This window comes from Xanthobacter oligotrophicus (assembly GCF_008364685.1).
GTDB classification, from domain to species: domain Bacteria; phylum Pseudomonadota; class Alphaproteobacteria; order Rhizobiales; family Xanthobacteraceae; genus Xanthobacter; species Xanthobacter oligotrophicus.
The window spans coordinates 21,474-44,253 of the sequence record NZ_VTTL01000012.1 but is presented as its reverse complement, the minus strand read 5'-3'; the positions used below and the strand labels follow the sequence as shown (position 1 = coordinate 44,253).

Here is a 22,780-nt window from a genome sequence, read left to right as displayed (position 1 = left end):
CAGGCCGGAAGGCGCGCGAACACAGCATCCGCCGACATGGGGCGGCGCGCTCTGCGACGCTTTGGACCGCGACAGCGGCGCAAGATTATTTCGTTGCGTTGCCACAAGCGCGCACTAAGGTGCCGTGACGTTGCCGTAGGGAGTTGTGCCTTGACCGTTCGCCTTGATGCAGTCGACTGGAAAATCCTCGACGAACTGCAGCGGGATGGGCGCATGACCAATGTGGAGCTGTCCCGCCGCGTCGGCATTTCCGCGCCGCCCTGCCTGCGCCGGGTGCGGGCGCTGGAAGAGGCCGGCATCATCGAGGGCTACCGCGCGCTGCTCGACGAGAAGAGCCTGGGCTATGACCTCATGGCCTTCGCCATGGTGCATCTCATCAGCCAGGCCGAGGTGGACCTCGACGCCTTCCAGGACATGATCGCCCAGTGGCCGCAGGTGCGCAGCGCCTGGATGCTCTCCGGCGACGTGGACTTCCTGATGCTGTGCGTGACCCCGGACCTGCGCAGCTTCCAGAACCTGGTGCTGGACATCACCGCAGCGCCCAACGTGCGCAACGTGAAGACCGCGCTCACCCTGAAGCAGTCCAAGAACGCCCCGGTGGTGCCGCTGGAAGCCGGGTTGCCCAAGGGAGCGTGAATTTCAGGACGAGAATTCAGGGCGTCGTGAATTCAGGGCGTAAGGCGGCGCATGCCGACGCCGCCCGCGAACCCTCTCCCGCGTGCGGGAGAGGGTGCAAAGGGGCTCAGGCCCAGCGCACGCCGACAATCTCGAACGAGCGCGCGCCCTTCGGGGTCACCACCTCGACGGTAGCGCCCTTCTTCTTGCCGATGAGCGCGCGGGCCACCGGTGAGGAGATGGAGATGCGGCCCGCCTTGGCGTCGGCTTCGCTGTCGCCGACGATCTGCCAGACCTTCTCCTCCTCCGTGTCCTCGTCCACGAGGGTCACGGTGGCGCCGAACTTCACGATGTCGCCCGACAGCTTGGAAACGTCGATCACCTCGGCCCGGGACAGCTTGTCCTCGAGATCGGCGACGCGCCCCTCGTTCAGCGACTGCTGCTCCTTGGCGGCGTGATATTCCGCATTCTCGGAGAGGTCGCCATGGGCGCGGGCCTCGGAAATGGCGGCGATGATGCGCGGACGCTCCACCTGCTGGCGCTGCTTCAACTCTTGCGCGAGGGCGGCGTAGCCCCCCGCCGTCATGGGAATCTTCTCCATGGGTCCTTCTTCAGACCTCCTGAAACAGGTCACTGCGCCGGACACCCCTGGAGGGGGCGCATCCGGCGCAAGAAAAGAAAGCCGCACCGCGCGGCGTTGGCCCACGGTTGCGGCGGCTGCCCCCGCCCGGCGGCAAACTCCCGACGGCAAACGACCGACCGGAGCCGCACGGCGGCGAAGGCTCCACCTACCCGGCGCGGATACGCTGGGCAGGCATGACGAAAACGCTCGTGGAGGCAAACAGCCCAGGGAAACCCGGGCCCACGCGCGCCCCGACCAGCGGACGCAGAATCAGGCGACGGAGGCCTTGCCCCGCGCCTCTTGCCCGCTGGCTTCGAAATAGTCCTGCAACGGGCGCACCTTGAGATCTCCGCCGGCATAGGCCTTGACCCCCTGCGCCGCCGCAATGGCTCCCGACAGCGTGGTGTAATACGGCACTTTCTGCAAGAGGGCCGCCCGCCTCAGGGACCGGCTGTCGGCGAGGGCCTGAGCCCCCTCGGTGGTGTTGAAGACGAGCTGGACCTCGCCGTTCTTGATGGCGTCCACGATATGGGGACGGCCTTCGAGCACCTTGTTGATCTTGGCCGCCGTCACCCCGTGCTCCTCCAGGAAGCGTTGGGTGCCGGAGGTGGCGATCACCTTGAAGCCGATATCCAGCAGCATCTTGATGGAGGGCAGGATGCGTTCCTTGTCGCCTTCCTTCAGCGACACGAAGACGGTGCCGGACTTCGGCACCTTGGTGCCGCCGCCCAGCTGGCTCTTGGCGAAAGCGACGCCGAAATCGGTATCGAGGCCCATCACCTCGCCGGTGGAGCGCATCTCCGGCCCCAGCACCGTATCCACGCCGGGGAAGCGGGCGAAGGGGAACACCGCCTCCTTGATGGCGATGTGCGCCACCTGCGGCCGCTTGAGGTCGAAGGCGGCGAGCTTCTCCCCCGCCATCACCCGCGCCGCGATCTTGGCGATGGGCAGGCCGATGACCTTGGCCACGAAGGGCACCGTGCGCGAGGCGCGCGGATTGACCTCCAGCACATAGATGACATCGCCCTTGATGGCATACTGCACGTTCATCAGGCCGACGACACCGAGCGCCAGCGCCATGGCGGCGGTCTGCTTCTCCAGCGCGGCGAGGATCTGCGGCGAGAGCGAATAGGACGGCAGCGAGCAGGCGCTGTCACCCGAATGGATGCCCGCCTCCTCGATATGCTCCATGATGCCGGCAATGAACACGTCGGTGCCGTCGCACAAGGCGTCCACGTCCACCTCGATGGCGTCGGACAGATAGCGATCGAACAGCAGCGGGTTCTTGCCCAGCACCGTGTTGATCTGGCCGGTCTTGTCGTTGGGATAGCGGGCCTTGACCTCCTGCGGCACCAGGCCCGGCAGGGTCTCCAGCAGATAGTCGCCGAGCTGGCTCTCCTCGCGGATGATCTGCATGGCCCGGCCGCCCAGCACGTAGGAGGGGCGCACAACCATGGGATAGCCAAGGTCGCCCGCCACCAGGCGCGCCTGCTCCACGCTGTAGGCGATGCCGTTGGCCGGCTGGCGGATCTTGAGGCGGTCCAGCAGGGTCTTGAAGCGGTCGCGGTCCTCGGCGAGGTCGATGGCGTCCGGCGAGGTGCCCAGGATCGGCACCTCGGCGTCCTCAAGCGCCTTGGCGAGCTTCAGCGGCGTCTGGCCGCCAAACTGCACGATCACGCCCTTCAGCGTGCCGTTGGTCTTCTCGCGGGCGATCAGCTCCAGCACGTCCTCGGCGGTCAGCGGCTCGAAATAGAGCCGGTCCGAGGTATCGTAGTCGGTGGAGACCGTCTCCGGGTTGCAGTTGACCATGATGGCTTCATAGCCGGCGTCCTTCAGGGCGAAGGCCGCATGGCAGCAGCAATAGTCGAACTCGATGCCCTGCCCGATCCGGTTCGGGCCGCCGCCGAGGATGATCACCTTCTGGCGGTTGGACGGCCGTGCCTCATCGGCCACCGCGCCGGCGAAGGGCGTCTCGTAGGTGGAATACATGTAGGCGGTGGGCGAGGCGAACTCGGCCGCGCAGGTGTCGATGCGCTTGTAGGCCGGCCGCACGTCGAGCCCCTGCCGGCGCTCCCGCACCTCGGCCTCGGACAGGCCAGCCAGCGTCGCGAGGCGCGCGTCGGCAAAGCCCATGGCCTTCAGCCGGCGGAAGGCGCCGGCGGTGACCGGCAGGCCGAGCCGGCGCACCTTCGCCTCGGTCTCCACGATGCCGCGGATCTCGGCGAGGAACCAGGGGTCGATCTTGCAGGCGGAATGGATCTGCTCGTCGGTCAGGCCGAGGCGCATGGCCTGCGCCACATAGAGCAGGCGGTCCGGCGTCGGGGTGCCCAGCGCGGCGCGGATGGCGTTCTTGTCGTCGCCCTGCCCCAGCCCCTCGATCTCGATCTCGTCGAGGCCGGTGAGGCCGGTCTCCAGCGAGCGCAGGGCCTTCTGGAGCGATTCCTGGAAGGTGCGGCCGATGGCCATGGCCTCGCCCACCGACTTCATGGCGGTGGTGAGCACCGGATCGGCGCCGGGGAACTTCTCGAAGGCGAAGCGCGGCACCTTCGTCACCACATAGTCGATGGTGGGCTCGAAGGAGGCCGGCGTCGCGCCGCCGGTGATGTCGTTCTCGATCTCGTCCAGCGTGTAGCCCACCGCGAGGCGCGCCGCGACCTTGGCGATGGGAAAGCCCGTGGCCTTGGAGGCCAGCGCCGAGGAGCGCGACACCCGCGGGTTCATCTCGATGACGATGAGGCGGCCATCGGCCGGGTTCACCGCGAACTGCACGTTGGAGCCGCCGGTCTCCACCCCGATCTCGCGCAGCACCGCAAGCGATGCGTCGCGCATGATCTGGTATTCCTTGTCGGTCAGCGTCAGCGCCGGCGCCACCGTGATGGAATCGCCGGTGTGCACCCCCATGGGGTCGATGTTCTCGATGGAGCAGATGATGATGCAATTGTCCGCCTTGTCGCGGACCACCTCCATCTCATACTCCTTCCAGCCGAGCACGCTCTCCTCGATGAGCACCTCGTTGGTGGGCGAGGCGTCGATGCCGCGCTCCACGATCTCGATGAACTCCGCCTTGTTGTAGGCGATGCCGCCGCCGGTGCCGCCCATGGTGAAGGACGGGCGGATGATGGCGGGCAGACCCACGATTTCCAGAGCATCCAGCGCCTGGGACAGGGTCTTGATCTGGCGCGAGGTGGGGGTGGACAGGCCGATCTTGGTCATGGCCTCGCGGAACAGCTCGCGGTCCTCGGCCTTGTCGATGGCCTCGGCGGTGGCGCCGATCATCTCCACGTCATAGGTGTCGAGCGTGCCCATCTTCTTGAGCGACAGGGCGCAGTTGAGCGCCGTCTGGCCGCCCATGGTGGGCAGAAGCGCAAAGCCCTTGGAGCGGTCGCCGCGCTCCTTCTCGATGATCTTGGTGACGATCTCGGCGGTGATGGGCTCGATATAGGTCGCGTCCGCCATGTCCGGGTCGGTCATGATGGTGGCGGGGTTCGAGTTGACGAGGACGACCCGGTATCCTTCCTCCTTGAGCGCCTTCACCGCCTGCGTGCCGGAATAGTCAAACTCGCAGGCCTGCCCGATCACGATGGGACCGGCGCCAATGATGAGGATGGTTTCGATATCGGTGCGTTTCGGCATTTCTGTCTGGCGCTCTCCACCGTCGCCGCCCGCTCCCGGGTAGACACGGGAGCGGACCGCGGGATCCGTTTCGTCGATGCTTCCGGGCAGGGTTGCCTCAGGGGCACTCGCGCCTTTCCTATCGCGCTCCGGGCGCAAAAAAAGGGCCGCGGGTCACGCGCCCCCCGAAAGGATCGAGCACCGCCCCGGGCAGTCCCGGAAGCGTGCGCGCATGGGGGCGGAGGAAGTGCGAGGAGGTCACACCTCGGGAATTCTCTTTCACCCTGCGCGCTGATGGGCTTCCTTAGACCATAATTTGCGGCGACGGAAGCCATGACGCCGACGTTGACGGCTCACTCCCGCCGGAGACAGACGCGGTGCCAACCACCTTCGCCGAACTGGTCGTCAGATACCGCGCCCTCATCCGGCAGCTGGCCACCTTCGTGGGCGTGGGCCTCACCGCCACCGCCGCCCATTTCGCGGCGCTGACGCTGCTGGTGGAAAACGGCCTCACCGGCCCGGTGGCGGGGTCCGGCGTCGGGTTCGTGGTGGGCGGGATCGTGTCCTACAGCCTCAACCGCCGCTTCACCTTCGAATCCACCCGTTCCCACGCCGGGGCGGTGCCGCGCTTCATGGTGGTGGCGGGGGTGGCCTTCGTGCTGAACGGCCTCATCATGGGCCTTCTGGTGCACGAGCTGGGGGTTTACTACCTTTTGGCCCAGTCCATCACCACCGGCATCACCATGCTGTGGACCTTCTCCGGCTATCGCGTGTGGGCCTTCGCCCACCGCACCGGCGCCCGGCAGGCCTGATACCAAAGGCCCGTGAGCTTTGCCCATGGGTCTTTGGCAAGCCCGCGCGGCGCTTGAGCGTCACCCACTTGGCACCCCAATTGGCACCGGTCGAAAACCGGGGCCGATGGTATGAGCAAAGCCGCCGAAACGCCCGCGCCCGCAGTTGGGGCGCAGGCGCCGTCCGGTCAGCGGGCGAACTCGATGCCCGCCCGCGTCTCCTCGATGGCCTTGTCCACCAGTTCGATGGCCCGTTCCCGATGACCACCCTTGTTGGGCTCGGCTTCCATCAGCGCGGCGCGGGCGTTCTGCAGGGCGCCCATGGCGCGCCACATGTTGGGCTGGTTGGCCAGCGCGCCCTGGATCAGGCCGGAAGAGGCGAGTGCCACCCCGGCACCAGCGGCGAAGGCGAGCAGCGCGATGCGCCGGGAAGAAGTCTTGTCGGCCATGGCAGGGGTCCTTCCGTGACGAGGCGTCGGATCGAAGAGCGACGCCTTCTATTACCAGTACCGGCGCGGATCGACTATCGGTAGGTTACCCAGAACACGCCAACTGTGGGGGCGGCGGAGCGCAGGGCCGGGTCGCTGGAGGCGATGGCCCTTTGACCCGAAAGCCGCGCCTGGGCCTGATCCGAAGCGGTCGCCGAAAGCGCCAGCTGGACGCCGAGGGTGCAGCCGCCGCCCAGATTGCCGAGCCGCCCGCCCCGCCAGTCCGCCACCACGCCACCGCCATTGCCGCCGAAGCCCTGGACCCGGAACGGCTTGCCGTTGGCCTTCTCCAGGTCGGCCAGCGTGGAGCCGATGGCGATGCCGTTCACGCTCCAGGCGGAGGATTCGGTGAAGGCCACCCGGCGCGGGCCCACCATGTCGATGGCGTCCTTCCAGGCGATCTCCAGGCTCAGCGCCGGATCGTTGGGCAGCACCACGAGGCCGGGCGAGGTGCTGCCGTCGGGGGAGATGACGTTGCCGGTCACCACATTGGCCTGGCCGAAATCGGCGGCGATGTTGATGGCGGTTGTGTTGGGCGCGAACGGACCGGCGCACTGGAACTGGCGCGGCCCGGCGGTGGGCCGTGGGATCGCCACCACCGTCTCCGAATAATCGCCGAACGCGTCGGACTGCTTCACCACGCCCGTACCCCAGCTGTCCGGATTGCCCTGGCAGGCCGTCAGGGCCAGAGCCGCAGCAAGGGCCGCAGCGGAGAAGATGCCGGGCGCGGCAGGACGGGCAAGGGGACGACGCTGGGCCATGACTGCCTTCTGGACGGGACGAGGAAGGGCTGGTCGTCCCCGGCCTGCCGCGGTGCCGCCGCGCAAAACGCCATGGAACGCCTCTGCCGAACGCCCTTCTTAGAGCGTTTTCGAGCCAAGGGGATACCCGCCGGCATGAAGAAAATGCCTCAACCCGCGCCTGCGGAGCATTTTCCGGGCGCTCCTGCGAAGGGAAAGGGGCGTGCGGGGACGGCGTGTCTCAACTCGATGCGAAACGCCGACGCTCCCTCACCCGCTTGCGGGGCAAGGGATCAGGGCAAGGGGGCAAGAACCGCCATCGGCACCGGCGGCGGCGAGGAAAGGCACCGACGCCCCCACCTCACTCCGCCAGTTCGCGCGTCAGGCAGCCCCACCAGTCCTCGACCTCGCGCAGGCTGGCCGGGGCGAGGCGGGCGAGATCGCCGACAAAGCCGTCCCACTGGTCGCGGACGGTGGGCGAAACCGAGGTGAGCACGCTGATTTCCGCCGCAACCGCCGCGTGGAAGGCGCTGGTGAGCCCGCGGCCCTCCGCCTCCTGCCGGCCGAACTTGGAGAGGATCACCACCGTGTCGGAGAGGTCGCCGCCCTCATCGAGGCGCGCGGCGATAGCCCGCTCCACACCCGCGGAGGCGGCCGCGAGCCCTGCCGGATCGAGGCTGCACCCGGACGCACCGGGGCCAAGATTCTGGTGCAGGCGATTGGCCTCGCCGGAGACGAGGTCCAGCAGCAGCACATCCTCGTGGGCGCAGCCGGGTGGCAGATGCTCCACCACGCCCAGGACGCGCACGCCGGACGCCCGCAGCCCTTCTGCCGCCTCGATCAGGAGGGACTGGATCTTCTCCCGGTCCGCCCCCTGCAAGGCGAGGATCATCGCCCGCTCAGCCGCCATCCCCAAATCCATTCCTGCGGTTCACCCCTGGCGGGACCTTATAGCACCGGCCGCGCCACCCGCGCCGCCGCCAAAGCTATATCACAATCAGCATAACACGACGCGCAGCGTGGGAAACGGGTCACATCTTCGCGCGGTGCGTCCCACCCCTGCCACGACATCCTATTATGCCCACGGCTTCGGGACTGTCAGCCGTGGATGTGAACCCTCGTGAAGCGCCTTTTGCCAACGTTCCTCTTGCCGACGCTGCTTTTGCCAGCCTTCGTTGCCCTGTCGCTCGCCGCCATGCCGGCGACGGCCGAGGCGGCGCACAAGCACGCCCATTCCAAAAAGAGCCATTCCCACACCGCCCAGCCCGAGAACGGCCAGCCGAAGCGGGACGCGGCGATGCTGCACGTGGATTTGCCCACCCGCATCGAGCAGCGCTGCAACGCCCGCGCCATGGGCACGGTGGGGCGCGAGCATGCCGACATGCAGCCCGAGGAAACCGTGGCCTATGCCTTCGCCGACCCCATGTTGGGTGACGCCTCCATCACCGCGCCGGGCGCCGCCATCCGCAGCCACGGGCACTGGTACCACCTCTCCTACACCTGCCACACCAGCGCCGACGGCATGGACGTGGACACCTTCAGCTACACCCTGGGCGAGGAAGTGCCCCGCGACGAATGGTCGGCGCACTCGCTGGTGCCGTAGGGTTTTCGGCCTTAAACGACCGCAACGTGTCCTCAGTGGATCGTTTCGGTATAGACGAACTTGGGCATGCGCCAGCCGAACCGCAGGGCAAGCATCCGCATCCCCAACCCGAACGCCATGACGCCGATGGTGAGGGGATCGTGTGGCAGATCCAGCGCCTTGCCCGCCATGTAAAGGCCGCCGGTGACGATGGACACGGTGCCGTAGAGTTCGGCCCGGAACAGCAACGGGACGTCCGCGCACAGCACGTCGCGCAGGACCCCACCGACGCAGCCGGTGATCATCCCGGCGGCGATCACCACCACCACCGGCATGTCGAGGCTCATGGCCACGTTGCAGCCGATGACGGTGAACACCACCAGTCCCACCGCATCGAGGAACAGGAAGACGTACCGCAGGTGGCGCATGTAGCGCGCCACCATGATGGTCGCCAGCGCCGCGCCGCAGGTGATGAGCAGGTATTCCGGATGCTGCACCCAGGACAGGGGATGCCGGCCCAGCAGCACGTCGCGCACCGAGCCGCCGCCGAGCGCCGTGACCGAGCCGAGCAGGCACACGCCCACCCAGTCCATCTCCCGCCGTCCCGCCGCCAGCGCGGCCGTCATCGCCTCCGCCACGATGGCGACGATGTAGAGCACCTTGAGAAGATCCGCCGTCTCCATACCCGCCTCCGCGCCCCACGATCCGCAGGGCGTAGCACGGGTGCCGCGGGACGGGCGAGCGGCGCGCCTTATCCCTTGCGCCGGCCGCCCTTCCTGTAGCCTTTGGTTCCGGGATCGGGGCGCGGGCCGGGGCGGAAGGTGTCTTCCGTGATCGGCACGGCGCGGTCGGAGCCGGGACCCATGTCGTCGAGGGAGGGCTTGTGGGCGCGGGTGACCGGCGCGGCATAGGCCGCCTGCTCCTCGCCCATGCCCTCCTCGTCGGCTCCCGCACGCGGCTTGCGGGCCACCCCGCGACCGCGCGGCAACAGCTTGCCGGCGTCTTCCTTGGGCGGCATGTTGGCCGCCTTGCCGTATTTGCGCGGCCCCCGGAAGCCGCCGGACTTGTCCTCCACCGCCTCCTGCCGGGCGAGGGGATCGTCCGCCACCGCAAGCTCGGTGGCCTCCAGCCGGCGGATCTCGTCGCGCAGGCGCGCGGCGGTCTCGAAGTCGAGGTCGGCGGCGGCGGCGCGCATGCGCTTCTCCAGGTCCGCCATCACCGCCTTGAGGTTGTGCCCGAAGGCCGCACCCTCCTCCGCCAGGCCCGCATCCACCTGCACGTGGTCGCGCTCGTAGACGGAATTGAGGATGTCGCCGATGGCCTTCTTCACGCTCTCCGGCGTGATGCCGTGCTCGATGTTGTAGGCCATCTGCTTCTCGCGCCGGCGGGAGGTCTCCGCCATGGCCCGCTCCATGGAGCCGGTGACCCGGTCGGCATAGAGGATGACGCGCCCGTCCACGTTGCGGGCGGCGCGGCCGATGGTCTGCACCAGGGAGGTCTCCGAGCGCAGGAAGCCCTCCTTGTCCGCATCCAGGATGGCGACCAGCCCGCATTCGGGGATGTCGAGGCCCTCGCGCAGCAGGTTGATGCCGATGAGCGCGTCGAATGCCCCGAGCCTGAGGTCGCGGATGATCTCGATGCGCTCGATGGTGTCGATATCGGAATGCATGTAGCGCACGCGGATACCGTGCTCGTGCAGATATTCGGTAAGGTCCTCGGCCATGCGCTTGGTGAGCACGGTGACCAACGTCCGGTAGCCCTGGGCCGCGAAGGCGCGCACCTCCCCCAGAAGATCGTCCACCTGGGTGCGGGCCGGACGCACCTCCACCGGCGGATCGATGAGGCCGGTGGGCCGGATCACCTGCTCCACGAACACGCCGCCGGTCTTCTCCATCTCCCAGGTGCCGGGGGTGGCGGAGACATGGACGGTCTGCGGCCGCATGGCCTCCCATTCCTCGAAGCGCAACGGGCGGTTGTCCATGCAGCTGGGCAGGCGGAAGCCGTATTCCGCCAGCGTCGCCTTGCGGCGGAAGTCGCCGCGATACATGGCGCCAATCTGCGGCACGGTCACATGGCTCTCGTCGATGAAGACGAGGGAATTGTCGGGCACGTACTCGAACAGGGTGGGCGGCGGCTCGCCGGGCTTCCTGCCGGTGAGCCAGCGCGAATAATTCTCGATGCCGGCGCAGCTTCCGGTCGCCTCCATCATCTCCAGGTCGTAGCGGGTGCGCTGCTCCAGCCGCTGCGCCTCCAAGAGGCGACCCATCTTGTACAACTCGTCGAGCCGCATCTTCAGCTCGGCCTTGATGCCGGTAATGGCCTGGATCAGGGTCGGGCGCGGGGTGACGTAATGGGAGGCGGCGTAGACACGCACGCTCTTCATGTCGCCGCTCTTGTGCCCGGTGAGCGGGTCGAACTCGGCGATGCTCTCCACCTCGTCGCCGAACAGGGAGACGCGCCAGGCGCGGTCCTCATAATGGGCGGGGAAGATCTCCACGCTGTCGCCGCGCACCCGGAAGGTGCCGCGGGCGAAATCCGACTGGATGCGTTTGTATTGCAGGGCCACGAGATCGGCGAGCAGGCCGCGCTGGTCGATGCGCTCGCCCACCTTGATGTCGAAGGTCATGGCCGAATAGGTCTCGACCGAGCCGATGCCGTAGATGCACGACACCGAGGCGACGATGATCACGTCGTCGCGCTCCAGCAGGGCGCGGGTCGCCGCATGGCGCATGCGGTCGATCTGCTCGTTGATGGACGATTCCTTCTCGATATAGGTATCGGTCCGGGGCACATAGGCTTCCGGCTGGTAATAATCGTAGTAGGAGACGAAATATTCCACCGCATTGTCGGGGAAAAAGCTCTTGAACTCGCCGTAGAGCTGGGCCGCCAGCGTTTTGTTGGGCGCGAGCACGATGGCGGGGCGCTGGAGCTGCTCGATCACCTTGGCCATGGTGAAGGTCTTGCCCGAGCCGGTGACGCCCAGCAGCACCTGGTCGCGCTCCCCGGCCTGCGCCTGCGCGCACAGCTCGGCGATGGCCTGCGGCTGGTCGCCGGCGGGCTCGAAATCGCTCTTCATGATGAAGCTGACGCCGCCCTCGGACTTCTCCGGGCGCGGCGGGCGATGGGGCACCCAGGTCTGGCCGTTGACCTCCGGCCGCCCGTTCTCGATGAGCTGCGACAACGCCTGCACCGTGGCGGAGGCCCCGGCGGACGCGAAATCGAGGTTCAGGTCCCCGGGTGCGAGACCGAGGGACTGTGCGAGTTCAGGATCAAGCGCCTGCTGGGGCGCCGGCTCGAAATGACGCTGGGAGCGCTCTCCGAGCTTACCGGGACGGGATGCTTTGGCCATGGGGGGAATATGGGCGGCGGCGGCGCTCCCGAAAAGCCCCGCCGTCGCTCCCGTGAGAAGATTAGCTGCGCGGAACGTTGCGCACGATCGGCACGAATGAGAAAACCAGCCCCTGCCCGGAGAAGCCCAGGTTGAGCGTCTGGGAGAAGGTGGCCTTGATCGCAGGCTCGACCTGATTGAGCTTCAGCGCCACCGATCCATCCGCCCCGATGGCCTGCTTCCGCTGGAAGACGATGTCACCCACATAGGTCGCCTTCACCTGATAGATGCCGAACGCGGCCTGACGCTGCAACGCCCGATAGCAGGCGCGCTTCTGGCTCATGCCTTCGAACACGGTCTGGGCCGCAGATTCGGAGATGGTGTATTTGGTGACCTTGGTCAGCTTGTATTCGTAATAATCGGACACGTTGCCCGACAGGCCCACGGAAATCAGTTTGGTCTGGATCCCGCTTAGCGAGGCCTGAAGGCGCGTGTCGTAGAGCAGGTTGATGTCGGCCACGATCTCCGGCTGAGGATTGGCCACACCGAAGATGGTGAGGTCCGGCTGGGCGTCGCACAACAGCTCAAGGGCGGTCGGCACCTCCAGATGTGTGGTCGGTGGCTCCTGAGCGTAATACAGCGAGCCGACGTAGATGCCACGCTGCGGCGGCACCAGTTCCCGCGCGCCGATCTCCAGCCTGCGACTCGTCGCGCAGCCAGCCAAAGCGAGGCAAAGGCCTGCGGTAACCCAGATTTTCCCCACCATGAAAGCCCCCCTGAATCACAACCCTAGATTTATAATTGTTCAATATACAATCATCGTCAATCGACTCCGCAAACAGGCAGGCAACCATCCGACGGATCGGTGCGTTTTACCCAAGCCTCGATCTTGACCGTCGCCGATCGGACTTGGGCAGGCATGGGCCGGTGGATTCCAGCGGACGAGATGCCAGATCTCGAGCCGCTGGCATTTCGCTTGCGCACGGTCTGGCTGGGAGCGATATCGATCGCACTCGAAGCAAGCTTCGTTCGGGCTTCGCGCGGAACGCGGGCGAGGCGCGGAACGGCACGTTCAACAACAGCACAGCAGAGCGTTTGAATGCCCTCCCTGACCACCCTCCTGCCGCCTCAGATCCTGCCCATCGTGATGCTCGTCGCCTCTAACGTCTTCATGACGTTCGCGTGGTACGGGCACCTCAAGCACAAGTCTTCGCCGCTCGTAATCGCGATCGTCGTGAGCTGGGGTATCGCTTTTTTCGAGTATTGCCTCGCCGTTCCGGCCAACCGCTTCGGGTCAGAGGTCTATTCCACGGCCCAGCTGAAGACCATGCAGGAGGTCATCACCCTCCTCGTCTTCGCCGGCTTCTCGGTGCTCTACCTGAAGGAGCCGCTGGGCTGGAACCACCTTGTGGGGTTCGCCTTCATCTCGGCCGGGGCCTTTTTCATCTTCCACAAATTCTGAGCGGGGACGGTCCCAGAATCACGACGGCGCCAGCGCCGCCAGCTCGGCAGCAAAGGCGTTGTGCCGCCGCACGGTCGCCGGCACGTCGATGGTGAGGAGGCGGCCGTCGCGCACCACCACGCGGCCGTTGATGACGCTCACGCTCACCTGCTGCGGCGCGCAGAACAGGAGCGCCGCCACCGGATCGTGCAGTGCCCCGGCGTAGGCCAGCGCCGACATGTCGAAGGCGACGAAATCCGCCGCCATGTCCGGGGCCAGCGCGCCGATGTCGGCTCGCCCCAGAACGCGCGCGCCGCCCAGCGTCGCCAGTTCCAGCGCCGTGCGCGCGCTCATGGCATCCGGCCCGCACGCCACGCGCTGGAGCAGCATGGCCTGGCGTGCCTCGGCCAGCAGATGGCCGCTGTCGTTGGAGGCCGAGCCGTCCACGCCGAGGCCCACCGGGATGCCTTCCGCGCGGAACCGCTTCACCGGCGCGATGCCCGAGGCAAGCCGCATGTTGGAACACGGGCAATGGGCGATGCCGGTGCCCGTGCGGGCGAACAAGGCGATGCCCGCCTCGTCCAGCTTCACGCAATGGGCGTGCCACACGTCCGGCCCCACCCAGCCCAGCTCGCGCACATATTCGGTGGGGCCCATGCCGAAGGTCCTGTGGGAGAAGGCGATATCCGAATCGTTCTCGGCGAGGTGCGTGTGCAGTGTCAGGCCGTTGGCGCGGGCGAGGCGGGCCGTGTCCCGCATCAGGTCGTGGCTCACGGTAAAGGGCGAGCAGGGCGCCAGCACCACCCGCAGCATGGAGAAGCGGGCGGGGTCGTGATAGGCGCCGATGAGACGCTCGGCGTCCTTCATCACGAAGCCCTCGTCCTCCACCACCCGGTCGGGAGGCAAGCCGCCCTTGCTCTCGCCCACGCTCATGGACCCGCGGGCGGCGTGGAAGCGCATGCCGATCTGCCGCGCGGCACGGATGGAATCATCGAGCTGCACCCCATTGGGATAGATGTAGAGATGGTCCGATGAGGTGGTGCAGCCGGAGAGGATCAGCTCCGCCATGGCGGTCAGGGTCGCCGTCTCCACCATCTCGCCGGTCAGCCCGGCCCACAGCGGATAAAGCGCGCGCAGCCAGTCGAACAGCTCGCCATCCTGCGCCGCCGGCACCGCGCGGGTCAGGCTCTGCACCATGTGGTGGTGGGTGTTGACGAGGCCGGGGATCACCACATGGCCGGCAAGATCGATGATCTCGTCCGCCTGCGCCGGCAGGTCGGCGGCGCGCCCCACCGCGACGATGCGCCCGTCTTCCGCATAGAGCCCGCCGCCCGGGATCTCCCGGCGCTCTCCATCCATGGTGACGAGGACGAGGGCGTTGCGGGCGAGCAGCGTCTGGGCCATGGGGTCTCCGCGGAACAGGGCGCCCGGCATGAGAAGCCAGACGCCATCGGCGACCCGATGTTAGGGGCGATGGGGACCCAATGGAATCCCGTCAGATGCCCTCATTTGGGCCCTCACTTGGCGGCGGCGGGCACCACGCGCAGGATCTCGCCGGTGTCGTCGGTGGCGAGCCACAGCGCCCCGTCCGGACCCTGCCGGACGTCGCGGATGCGCTTGCCGAGCGACAGCTGCTCCTCGCCGGTGACGGCGCCGTCGCGGACCTTCACCTCCACCAGCGCCTGCCCCGCCAGCGCGCCGACGAAGAGCTGGCCCTTGAAGGCGGGCAGCAGGTCGGCGGAATAGAAGGCGGCGCCGGAGGGCGCGATGGAGGGGTCCCAGTAGAACAGGGGCTGCTCCATCCCCTCCTTGCGCGTGCCGACGCCGATCTTGGCGCCGGAATAATGCCGGCCGTAGCTGATGACCGGCCAGCCGTAATTCTTGCCCGCCTCCGGCCGGTTCACCTCGTCGCCGCCGCGCGGGCCGTGCTCCACGGTCCACAGCCGGCCGGTGGCGGGCTCGATGACGCCGGCCTGCACGTTGCGATGGCCATAGCTGAAGATTTCCGGCCGCGCGCCGGGGCGATCTCGGAAGGGATTGTCCGCCGGGATCGAGCCGTCCGGCGCGATGCGCACCACCTTGCCCAGGGTGGTGGAGAGATCCTGGGCCTTGTCCATCAGGTCGAAGCGCTCGCCGAGCGTCACGAACAGCATGCCATCGGGCGCGAACACCAGGCGCGAGCCGAAATGGTTGCCGCCGGAATAGCCGGGCTGCTGGCGGAAAATCACCTGCAGGTCGCTCAGCCGGGTGAGGTCCTCCGAGAGGCGCCCGCGCGCCACGGAGGTGCCGGCGCCGTCCGGGCGTGGCTCGGCATAGCTCAGATAGATCAGGCGGTTGGTGGCGAAGGCGGGGTCCAGCGCCACGTCCAGCAAGCCGCCCTGCCCCCGCGCCGCCACCTGCGGCACCCCGGAAATGGGCGCGCCGAGTTTTCCGGCGGCATCGACCACGCGCAGCCGCCCCTCCCGCTCGGTGACGAGGAGGCGGCCATCGGGCAGGAAGGCCATGCTCCAGGGATGCTCCAGCCCCGAAGCGAAGGGCACGACGCGCACCTCTTCCCCGGCGAAGCGCCTCACGGCGCCGGCATCATCGGCCGCGAAGGCGAAGGCGCCGGCAACGAACAGGCCGAGCAGCGCAAGCGCGGCGATGGCGGTGCGGCTGCCGGGACGGGGAAAAGAGGAGCGCCGCCGGTGATCGCGCCGGGCGAGCACCGCAGCCACCTCACGCGGCAGGGTACGGAGACGGGGATCGGGGCGCAGTTGCATCGCCGGCTCAGCGCGGCCGGCGGGAGAACTCGGCATCACGGGCAACCCGTGACCTGGCACGGACGAGGCGTTGCGCGGCACGGCGGCCGACGAGCAGGACGCTGCCGGCCATGGCCAGGCCGAGCAGGACGCCGGAATAGTCGATCATGCCATTGACGATGAGCTGGCTGGCCGCTGCCGCGTGCTCCGCGCTCAGCACGAAAGCGACGGCGCCGATGGCGAGCATGAGGGCGAAGGTGAGGGCCGCCTGGGCGAGCGCGTCGCCCACCTTGTGGTCGCGCACCGCACGGGCCAGCAGTTCCGGATCAGCGGACGAGACGCCCGCGCCCGGACGATCAAGCCGCCCCAGGGTGAAGTGCCCAACTTCCATGTCACACCGTCCGGACATGATGATCTCGCTCAGTAGAACGCAACCAACCAACGTCGACGCCTGCGAATCAGTTCCGCCGACACAAGCGAGAGTGGAAAGGAATCGTGGCGCCACCGCGGCTTGGCCTTTGCACATCATGGCAAGATGATGTCGAGCGCTCACGGAACCGCGATCCATCCCCGCTATGCTTCCGCGACAGACGGCCGCCACTCCATGTCCACATGGCCGGGCTCCGCCGCCACCCGCTCCAGCCAGGCGCGCACGGCGGGGAAGCCGTTGAGCGAGAAGTCGCCCTCCTCGGCCACATGGGTGTGGGCATAGAGCGCCATGTCCGCGATGGTGAGGGCCTCGCCCACGAAGAAGCTCCGGCCGGCGAGATGGCGCTCCATCACCTTGAGGGCGGCGTAGCCCTCCTCCATCCAGCGGTCCACGTCGTGGGTGCGCAGGTCCCGGCCGCCCCGCACCTGCTTGAGCCAGAAGCGGGCTGCGGCGATGCCGGGCTCGTGGCTGTGCTGCTCGAAGAACATCCAGCGCAGTGTCTCCGCCCGGTCGAAGGCGTCGGCGGGCAGGAAGCGCGTGCCTTCCGCCAGATAGAAGAGGATGGCGTTTGATTCGGCGAGGAACCGTCCGTCGAGGTCCAGCAGCGGGACCCGGCCTTCGGGGTTGCGGGCGAGGAATTCCGGGGTGCGGTTCTCGCCGGCGAAGATGTCCACTTCCTCCAGGCGGAACGGGCGGGCAAGCTTCGCCAGCATGAGCCGGACCTTGTAGGAATTGCCCGAGGCCTGGGTGGAATAGAGCGTCAGCACCCGTCCCCTCCCCGAAGTCCAAGGCATCCCAATGGGATCGCCGCATGACGCGCACCGGCCGAGCTTGGCTGTTGCGCCTTCATGTGGCCCGTGGGTTGCGTTGCCGCAAGGGCCACGCCCGATCCATGGCAATTCATCACACCCGCGTGCCGCGATATTCAAGATCGTTGCTTGTTTGCGGGCGGCGGCTGAACTAGTGTCCGCGCCGCGTCGGCAGGAGCCGGCCGCAGATCCTGCCAAATGCCCAGCCCGCGCCGCCTTTGCCTCGTGCGGCCGGGCGCGTCCGGAGCCCAAAGGCCATGAGCCTCATCTCGTCCGCCCTGAAGCGCATCAAGCCCTCCCAGACCATCGCCATCTCCAACAAGGCGCGGGAGCTCAAGGCGGCCGGGCGGGACATCATCGCGCTCTCCGCCGGCGAGCCGGACTTCGACACCCCCGAGAACATCAAGGAAGCGGCCATCGCCGCCATCCGCCGGGGTGAGACCAAGTACACGGCCGTGGACGGCATCCCGGAGCTGAAGGCCGCCATCTGCCGCAAGTTCAAGCGCGAGAACGACCTCGACTACAAGCCCGCGCAGGTCACGGTGGGCACCGGCGGCAAGCAGGTGCTGTTCAACGCTCTGGTCGCGACGGTGGACGCCGGCGACGAGGTGCTGATCCCCGCCCCCTATTGGGTGAGCTATCCGGATATCGTGGAATTCTGCGGTGGCAAGCCGGTGCCGGTGATGACCACCATCGAGGACAACTTCAAGCTGCGTCCCGACGTGCTGGAAGCCGCCATCACCCCCAAGACCAAGTGGCTGATCTTCAACTCGCCCTCCAACCCCTCGGGCGCGGCCTATTCCTTCGACGAGCTGAAGGCCATAACCGACGTGCTGGTGAAGTATCCCCAGGTGTGGGTCCTCACCGACGACATGTACGAGCACCTGGTCTACGACGACTTCAAGTTCGTGACCCCGGCCCAGGTGGAGCCCAAGCTCTACAACCGCACGCTGACCATGAACGGCGTGTCGAAGGCCTATTGCATGACCGGCTGGCGCATCGGCTATGCGGCCGGTCCCGAGGCGCTCATCAAGGCCATGGGCACGCTGCAGTCCCAGTCCACCTCCAACCCCTCCTCCATCGCCCAGTGGGCGGCGCTGGAGGCGCTGGACGGGCCGCAGGACTTCATCGCCGCCAACAACGCCGTGTTCAAGGAGCGCCGCGACCTGGTGGTGTCCATGCTGAACCAGGCGAAGGGCCTTCACTGCCCCAAGCCCGAGGGCGCGTTCTACGTCTTCCCGTCCTGCGCCGGCACCATCGGCAAGACCACGCCCGGCGGCGTCACCATCTCCAACGACGAGGACTTCGCCACCCAGTTGCTGGAGGCGGAAGGCGTTGCCGTGGTGCATGGCTCGGCGTTCGGCCTGGGCCCGGCATTCCGGATTTCCTATGCCACCGCCACGACGGACCTTGAGGAAGCCTGCCGGCGCATCCAGCGCTTCTGCGGCTCCCTGAGCTGATCCGGGCACAGCGCCCGGAAAAAAGGAACTTGTGGCCCTTTGAAGCGTTGGCGCAGCAGTGAAGTCTGGGCTAAGGCTTCGCTGTCGTCGGGTGCAGGGATCAACCCGCCCGCTTCCCATAGGAGGAACGACATCATGAAGACTGTTTTCAAGGCCGGCCTCGCGGCTGCTGCCCTGCTCGTCGCCGGCGCCATGCCCGCTTCCGCCCAGTCTCGCGTCCAGGTGGGCACGCTGAGCTGCAACCTCGCGCCGAACGTGAGCTTCGTCCTCGGCTCCGTGCGTGAGATGAGCTGCTCCTTCCTGCCGTCCTCGCGCAGCGCCAAGGCCGGCACCTATCAGGGCGTGACCCGCCGCTTCGGCATCGACCTGGGCTTCAGCACCTCCGGCCGCATGGTGTGGGCCGTGTTCGCCCCCACCGCCGTGGTCGGTCGCGGCGCCCTGCGCGGCACCTATGTGGGCGCCTCCACCAACGCCTCGTTCGGCGTGGGCCTCGGCGCCAACGTGCTGGTGGGCGGTTCGTCCAACACCATCGCGCTGCAGCCGCTCTCCGTCGAAGGCCAGACCGGCGTCAACCTCGCCCTCGGCGTGTCCGACCTGACCCTGCGCTGATTCGGCCGTGCCTGCGGCGGAGTAGCTCCAGAGGCTGATTCCGCAGCGGCACTCATGCTGCCTCAGTCTCGTTCACTGCGCCCCCGGCCGATGGTCGGGGGCGCATGTGTTTTCAAGGCGCCCCAACGCCTTCAGAGCGGATGGCAGCGTGAGGGCGGACGTCGCCGACCTCCCGCTGGCGCTGCGGCCAGCCATGTTTCCCCAGACCTTCCGCCAAGGGTGCCGTCCTTTTTGGCCGCGCCTGCTCCGCTTCATGAAAAAGCCGGATCTTGGGTGCCAGAATCACCTTTGCTCGGATCGTGCAGGCGGTCTGATGCGTCGGCCTTGTTGCGGGGGTCCGGAATGTCCCACTTATTCGCCCGGCTGTTGATCCCGGGCGCTGTTGCCGTTGCCTCTGTCGCTGTCTCAGCTGGTGCCTTGGCCGGCGCCACCATGCCCCAGGTCTCCGCCGGGCTGCTGGAATGCCGGGGCGAATTCGCCACCGGCTACGGCTTCGGTTCGTCCCGGAAGGTGCGCTGCGAGTTTCGCCCCTCCATGGGGATGAACCATTATTATGCCGGCACCCTCGATCGGGTGGGCCTCGATTTCGGCATTTCCGACCAGGCCAGCATGCTGTGGGCGGTGCTCGCCACCTCGCCGCAGGTGGCGGTGGGGGCGCTGGCCGGCACCTATGTGGGCCTGTCCACCGGCTTCTCCCTGGGTCCGGGCTTCTCGGCCAACATGCTGGCCTCGCAGGATGCCACCCGGCAGGTGACGCTGCAGCCCATCAGCGTCTCCTCCGACAGCGGCCTCAGCGTTTCCATCACCGGCGCGACCCTGACGCTCGCCCCTTCGGGCCCCACCCCGCAATAGCGCGGGATGGGGACTAACCCACGTCAAAACCAGATCTTTTCCGCCTCGCGGCCGGCATAGAGGCCGGCGACGTATTCGCCGTAGCCGTTGAACAGCTCGGTGGGACGGCGGTTGCCGGTGGCGATGTCTTCCTCGCTCGCCTGGCTCCAGCGTGGATGCGGCACCTTGGGGTTCACATTGGCCCAGAAGCCGTACTCGGCGCCCTGGACCTCCTCCCAAAAGCTCAGGGGCTGCTTGTCCGTGAAGGAGAAGCGCACGATGCCCTTGATGGATTTAAATCCATATTTCCAAGGCGTTACCAGACGCAGCGGGGCACCGAACTGGCCCGGCGCCGGCTTGCCGTAGACGCCGGTGACGAGGAAGGCCAGATCGTTGGTGGCCTCGGCCAGGGTCAGGCCCTCCACATAGGGCCACGGATAGCGGAAATCTCTTTGATTTGACGCGACTTTCGGGTTCAGGAACGTCTCCATCCGCACATATTTCGCGCCCGCCTTGGGACCTGCCAGCGCCACCAGGTCCTTCATGGGAAAGCCGGTCCACGGCACGGCCATGGACCAGGCCTCCACGCAACGGTGGCGGTAGAGCCGCTCCTCCAGCTGCACCTTCTTCAGCAGGTCGTCGATGCCCAGCTCCTGGGGGTTGTCCACCAGCCCGTCGATCTTCACCAGCCATGGCCGGCGCTCGAAGCGGCTCATGGAGGGGGCCACGTTCTTGCCGTAGCTGAACTCGTAATAATTGTTGACGGTGCTGGACTTAGCCTCGGGCGTCACCGGCCGGTCCAGGGTGTAGCGCGGGTTCTGGCGGGCCGGGTAGAGGCCCGCGGACGGGTCCGGCAGATCGCCGACGCGCTGGGCCGCCGCCGGGCCCGCAAGGCTGGCCGCCGCCAGCATGGCGCCGGCACCCATCAGCTCCCGACGGGAAAGGTAGATGCCCTCCGGCGTCGCCGCTGATTCGGGAATTTCCCAGCCCCGCCTGCGTCGAATATGCATGCTGTGTCCTCCAATGGCGGCGGAGGATCGCGGCGGCGCCGCCTCGGGGCAATTCAAACGGGCGTGTTCTCGATCACCGTTTCGGGTTCAAGAGGTTCGCCGACATCGGCGCGTTCAAGTTCGGATTTAAGCCTCCACCCCGCCGCGCCGCTCCGGCTCAGCGAAGCCCTCCGGCGCGTCGCCGGCCTCGAAGGGGGTCTCCACCTCCACGAAGGTATCCGGGTAAAATCCGTTGAAGCGGGTGCGCAGGGACAGGGAATAGGCGCCGATGTGGCCGATCTCGATCCAGTCGCCGGTGTCCACGCTCTCGGGCAGGTAGAAGGGGCGCGAGAGCACGTCCACGCTGTCGCAGGTGGCGCCATAGATGCGGAACGGCTCGATGCGCCCGCCCGCCTGCGCCCCCTGCGCTCCCCGCCCCGGCCGGCGGCGGCGGGCGGAATCCGGGATATGCCGCACCGGCAGGAGGATCTTGCCCGTCCACGAATCCGACAGGGAGGACCAGATCCCGTCATTGATATAGAGCCGCTGCCCCTTCTTCAGCAGCACCCGCACGATGACCGAGAAGGCGCGCGCCACGATCACCCGCCCCGGCTCGGCCACCAGCGGGGTGCCGGCAAAGCCGTTGCGCTCCACCGCGCCCATGAGGCCTGAGATGATCTGGTCCAGCGGCGGCATGGGTGGCGCCGGGCGACGCGGGTTCCGGGCATAGGTCGCGGGAAAGCCGCCGCCCACGTCGAGGGCGACGATGGGCACCCCCGCCGCCGCCCGCACCTCCGCCGCCACCGCCACCGCGCGGGCATAGGTGTCCGGGTCCTCCACCTGGCTGCCCACGTGGAAGCACAGGCCGCACTTGATGCCGATGCCGTGGATGCGCTGGAGCAGTTCCGCCGCATGGCCCGGCGCCGCGCCGAATTTCTTGGACAGCTCGTAGGCCGCATCCCCCTTGGAGGCGATGCGCACGAACAGGGTGAGGTCTTCCGGGTCGAGGTCCAGCGCGCGCACGATGCGCACGATCTTCGCCACCTCGTCCTCATGGTCGAGGGCGGTGGCCCGGATGCGGTAGTGCTCCAGCGCGAGGCGGATGTCGGACTGGGCCTTCACCGGATGCATGTAGAGCAGCTCCGCCCCGGGCGCTGCGGCACGGGCGGCGGCGAACTCGGCGGGGCTGGCCACGTCGAAGGCGGCAATGCCGGCTTTGGCCAGCACGTCCAGCACCATGGGCTCGCCATTGGTCTTCACCGCATAGGCGGTCTTGCCGGGGAAGGCCTCAACGAAGGCCCTGGCGTCGGCGGCCAGCACCTGGGGGCGGAAGCAATAGACCGGCTGGTCCGGCCGCAGCTCCAGCGCCGCCTCCCGGCCGGAGGCGAAGCGGGGCGTCGCGACGGCGGCGGTAGCTGTGGGTGGAAGCGCGCTGGCGAAGCGGGACTGCGACATGAACCCTCCCGGTCGGCCGACGGATGGTGAGTCGGATATCAAGCATGCCGCGCTTTTCCGGCGAGAGCACGACGGGACATCCGCGTTAATTTTCTCGCAAGGTGTTGCCGCCGTGTCCTTGACCGGGCGAAAGCGCCGCCGCATCGTCCCCCGTCAAGTTCGCCCGACACGGGCGGGGGGCCTGAAGTGGAGTGGACCATGGTTATTCGGGCGCGGAGCGCAGCGGCGAAGGCGAAG

21 protein-coding genes are annotated in these 22,780 nt (G+C 67.6%); 7 read left to right on the top strand and 14 right to left on the bottom strand.

The window, feature by feature from the left end; all coding sequences use genetic code 11:
• Positions 1-150 precede the first annotated feature (150 nt).
• Complete coding sequence (locus FZ033_RS19485; RefSeq protein WP_149577726.1) at positions 151-636, top strand: Lrp/AsnC family transcriptional regulator; 486 nt, start codon at positions 151-153, stop codon at positions 634-636.
• Between the two features lie 106 nt (positions 637-742).
• On the opposite strand, the gene greA is transcribed toward FZ033_RS19485, so the two are convergent.
• Positions 743-1,216, bottom strand: coding sequence for a transcription elongation factor GreA (gene greA, locus FZ033_RS19480; protein WP_149577725.1), 474 nt, complete (start codon positions 1,214-1,216; stop codon positions 743-745).
• Between the two features lie 291 nt (positions 1,217-1,507).
• Positions 1,508-4,870: a carbamoyl-phosphate synthase large subunit gene (carB, locus tag FZ033_RS19475; protein ID WP_149577724.1), complete on the bottom strand. Its 3,363-nt coding sequence runs from the start codon at positions 4,868-4,870 to the stop codon at positions 1,508-1,510.
• A gap of 356 nt (positions 4,871-5,226) precedes the next feature.
• Between carB and FZ033_RS19470 the strand changes: the two genes are divergently transcribed.
• Entirely contained in the window at positions 5,227-5,661 is a 435-nt protein-coding gene (locus tag FZ033_RS19470) for a GtrA family protein (RefSeq protein WP_232847572.1), read from the top strand.
• A gap of 167 nt (positions 5,662-5,828) precedes the next feature.
• On the opposite strand, the gene FZ033_RS19465 is transcribed toward FZ033_RS19470, so the two are convergent.
• The 3 genes from FZ033_RS19465 to FZ033_RS19455 form a co-directional block, all read right to left on the bottom strand.
• On the bottom strand, positions 5,829-6,089 hold the full coding sequence (locus FZ033_RS19465) for a hypothetical protein (protein WP_149577723.1): 261 nt from the start codon (positions 6,087-6,089) through the stop codon (positions 5,829-5,831).
• A gap of 74 nt (positions 6,090-6,163) precedes the next feature.
• Positions 6,164-6,889: a hypothetical protein gene (locus FZ033_RS19460; RefSeq protein ID WP_149577722.1), complete on the bottom strand. Its 726-nt coding sequence runs from the start codon at positions 6,887-6,889 to the stop codon at positions 6,164-6,166.
• Between the two features lie 340 nt (positions 6,890-7,229).
• The gene (locus tag FZ033_RS19455; protein ID WP_188079586.1) at positions 7,230-7,778 is read right to left on the bottom strand and encodes a DUF2478 domain-containing protein; all 549 of its coding nucleotides are present in this window, start codon (positions 7,776-7,778) and stop codon (positions 7,230-7,232) included.
• Between the two features lie 222 nt (positions 7,779-8,000).
• Here FZ033_RS19455 and FZ033_RS24390 point away from each other — a divergent pair, with 222 nt between their 5' ends.
• Positions 8,001-8,471 (top strand): DUF930 domain-containing protein, encoded by a 471-nt coding sequence (locus FZ033_RS24390; RefSeq protein ID WP_232847571.1) that lies wholly within the window; start codon positions 8,001-8,003, stop codon positions 8,469-8,471.
• 32 nt (positions 8,472-8,503) lie between these two features.
• Here FZ033_RS24390 and FZ033_RS19445 read toward each other — a convergent pair whose 3' ends face one another.
• From FZ033_RS19445 to FZ033_RS19435, 3 genes are all read right to left on the bottom strand, one after another.
• Positions 8,504-9,133 (bottom strand): trimeric intracellular cation channel family protein, encoded by a 630-nt coding sequence (locus FZ033_RS19445; RefSeq protein ID WP_149577720.1) that lies wholly within the window; start codon positions 9,131-9,133, stop codon positions 8,504-8,506.
• Between the two features lie 68 nt (positions 9,134-9,201).
• Positions 9,202-11,799 carry an excinuclease ABC subunit UvrB gene (uvrB, locus tag FZ033_RS19440; RefSeq protein WP_149577719.1) on the bottom strand — a complete coding sequence of 866 codons (2,598 nt, stop codon included), beginning with the start codon at positions 11,797-11,799 and terminating at the stop codon, positions 9,202-9,204.
• 61 nt (positions 11,800-11,860) lie between these two features.
• Entirely contained in the window at positions 11,861-12,544 is a 684-nt protein-coding gene (locus tag FZ033_RS19435; RefSeq protein ID WP_149577718.1) for a hypothetical protein, read from the bottom strand.
• Positions 12,545-12,877: 333 nt separating this feature from the next.
• On the opposite strand from FZ033_RS19435, the gene FZ033_RS19430 reads away from it, so the two are divergent.
• Positions 12,878-13,240, top strand: coding sequence for a DMT family protein (locus FZ033_RS19430; RefSeq protein ID WP_188079585.1), 363 nt, complete (start codon positions 12,878-12,880; stop codon positions 13,238-13,240).
• An 18-nt stretch (positions 13,241-13,258) separates the two neighbouring features.
• Here FZ033_RS19430 and FZ033_RS19425 read toward each other — a convergent pair whose 3' ends face one another.
• From FZ033_RS19425 to FZ033_RS19410, 4 genes are all read right to left on the bottom strand, one after another.
• The gene (locus FZ033_RS19425; RefSeq protein ID WP_149577717.1) at positions 13,259-14,623 is read right to left on the bottom strand and encodes an 8-oxoguanine deaminase; all 1,365 of its coding nucleotides are present in this window, start codon (positions 14,621-14,623) and stop codon (positions 13,259-13,261) included.
• 113 nt (positions 14,624-14,736) lie between these two features.
• A complete protein-coding gene (locus FZ033_RS19420) occupies positions 14,737-15,981 on the bottom strand; it encodes a PQQ-dependent sugar dehydrogenase (RefSeq protein ID WP_232847570.1) in 1,245 nt (414 codons plus the stop codon).
• A 7-nt stretch (positions 15,982-15,988) separates the two neighbouring features.
• Complete coding sequence (locus FZ033_RS19415; protein ID WP_188079584.1) at positions 15,989-16,369, bottom strand: hypothetical protein; 381 nt, start codon at positions 16,367-16,369, stop codon at positions 15,989-15,991.
• Positions 16,370-16,533: 164 nt separating this feature from the next.
• On the bottom strand, positions 16,534-17,184 hold the full coding sequence (locus tag FZ033_RS19410) for a glutathione S-transferase family protein (RefSeq protein WP_149577715.1): 651 nt from the start codon (positions 17,182-17,184) through the stop codon (positions 16,534-16,536).
• Positions 17,185-17,456: 272 nt separating this feature from the next.
• Here FZ033_RS19410 and FZ033_RS19405 point away from each other — a divergent pair, with 272 nt between their 5' ends.
• The 3 genes from FZ033_RS19405 to FZ033_RS24625 all read left to right on the top strand — a co-directional run bounded on the left by FZ033_RS19405 (position 17,457) and on the right by FZ033_RS24625 (position 20,120).
• On the top strand, positions 17,457-18,659 hold the full coding sequence (locus FZ033_RS19405) for a pyridoxal phosphate-dependent aminotransferase (RefSeq protein ID WP_149577714.1): 1,203 nt from the start codon (positions 17,457-17,459) through the stop codon (positions 18,657-18,659).
• A 135-nt stretch (positions 18,660-18,794) separates the two neighbouring features.
• Entirely contained in the window at positions 18,795-19,268 is a 474-nt protein-coding gene (locus tag FZ033_RS19400) for a DUF992 domain-containing protein (protein ID WP_149577713.1), read from the top strand.
• A gap of 54 nt (positions 19,269-19,322) precedes the next feature.
• Positions 19,323-20,120 (top strand): DUF992 domain-containing protein, encoded by a 798-nt coding sequence (locus tag FZ033_RS24625; protein WP_149577712.1) that lies wholly within the window; start codon positions 19,323-19,325, stop codon positions 20,118-20,120.
• A gap of 23 nt (positions 20,121-20,143) precedes the next feature.
• On the opposite strand, the gene msrP is transcribed toward FZ033_RS24625, so the two are convergent.
• Both msrP and FZ033_RS19385 read right to left on the bottom strand, forming a co-directional pair.
• The gene (gene msrP, locus FZ033_RS19390) at positions 20,144-21,109 is read right to left on the bottom strand and encodes a protein-methionine-sulfoxide reductase catalytic subunit MsrP (RefSeq protein ID WP_149577711.1); all 966 of its coding nucleotides are present in this window, start codon (positions 21,107-21,109) and stop codon (positions 20,144-20,146) included.
• A gap of 126 nt (positions 21,110-21,235) precedes the next feature.
• Positions 21,236-22,543: an alanine racemase gene (locus FZ033_RS19385; RefSeq protein ID WP_232847569.1), complete on the bottom strand. Its 1,308-nt coding sequence runs from the start codon at positions 22,541-22,543 to the stop codon at positions 21,236-21,238.
• Positions 22,544-22,780 lie beyond the last annotated feature (237 nt).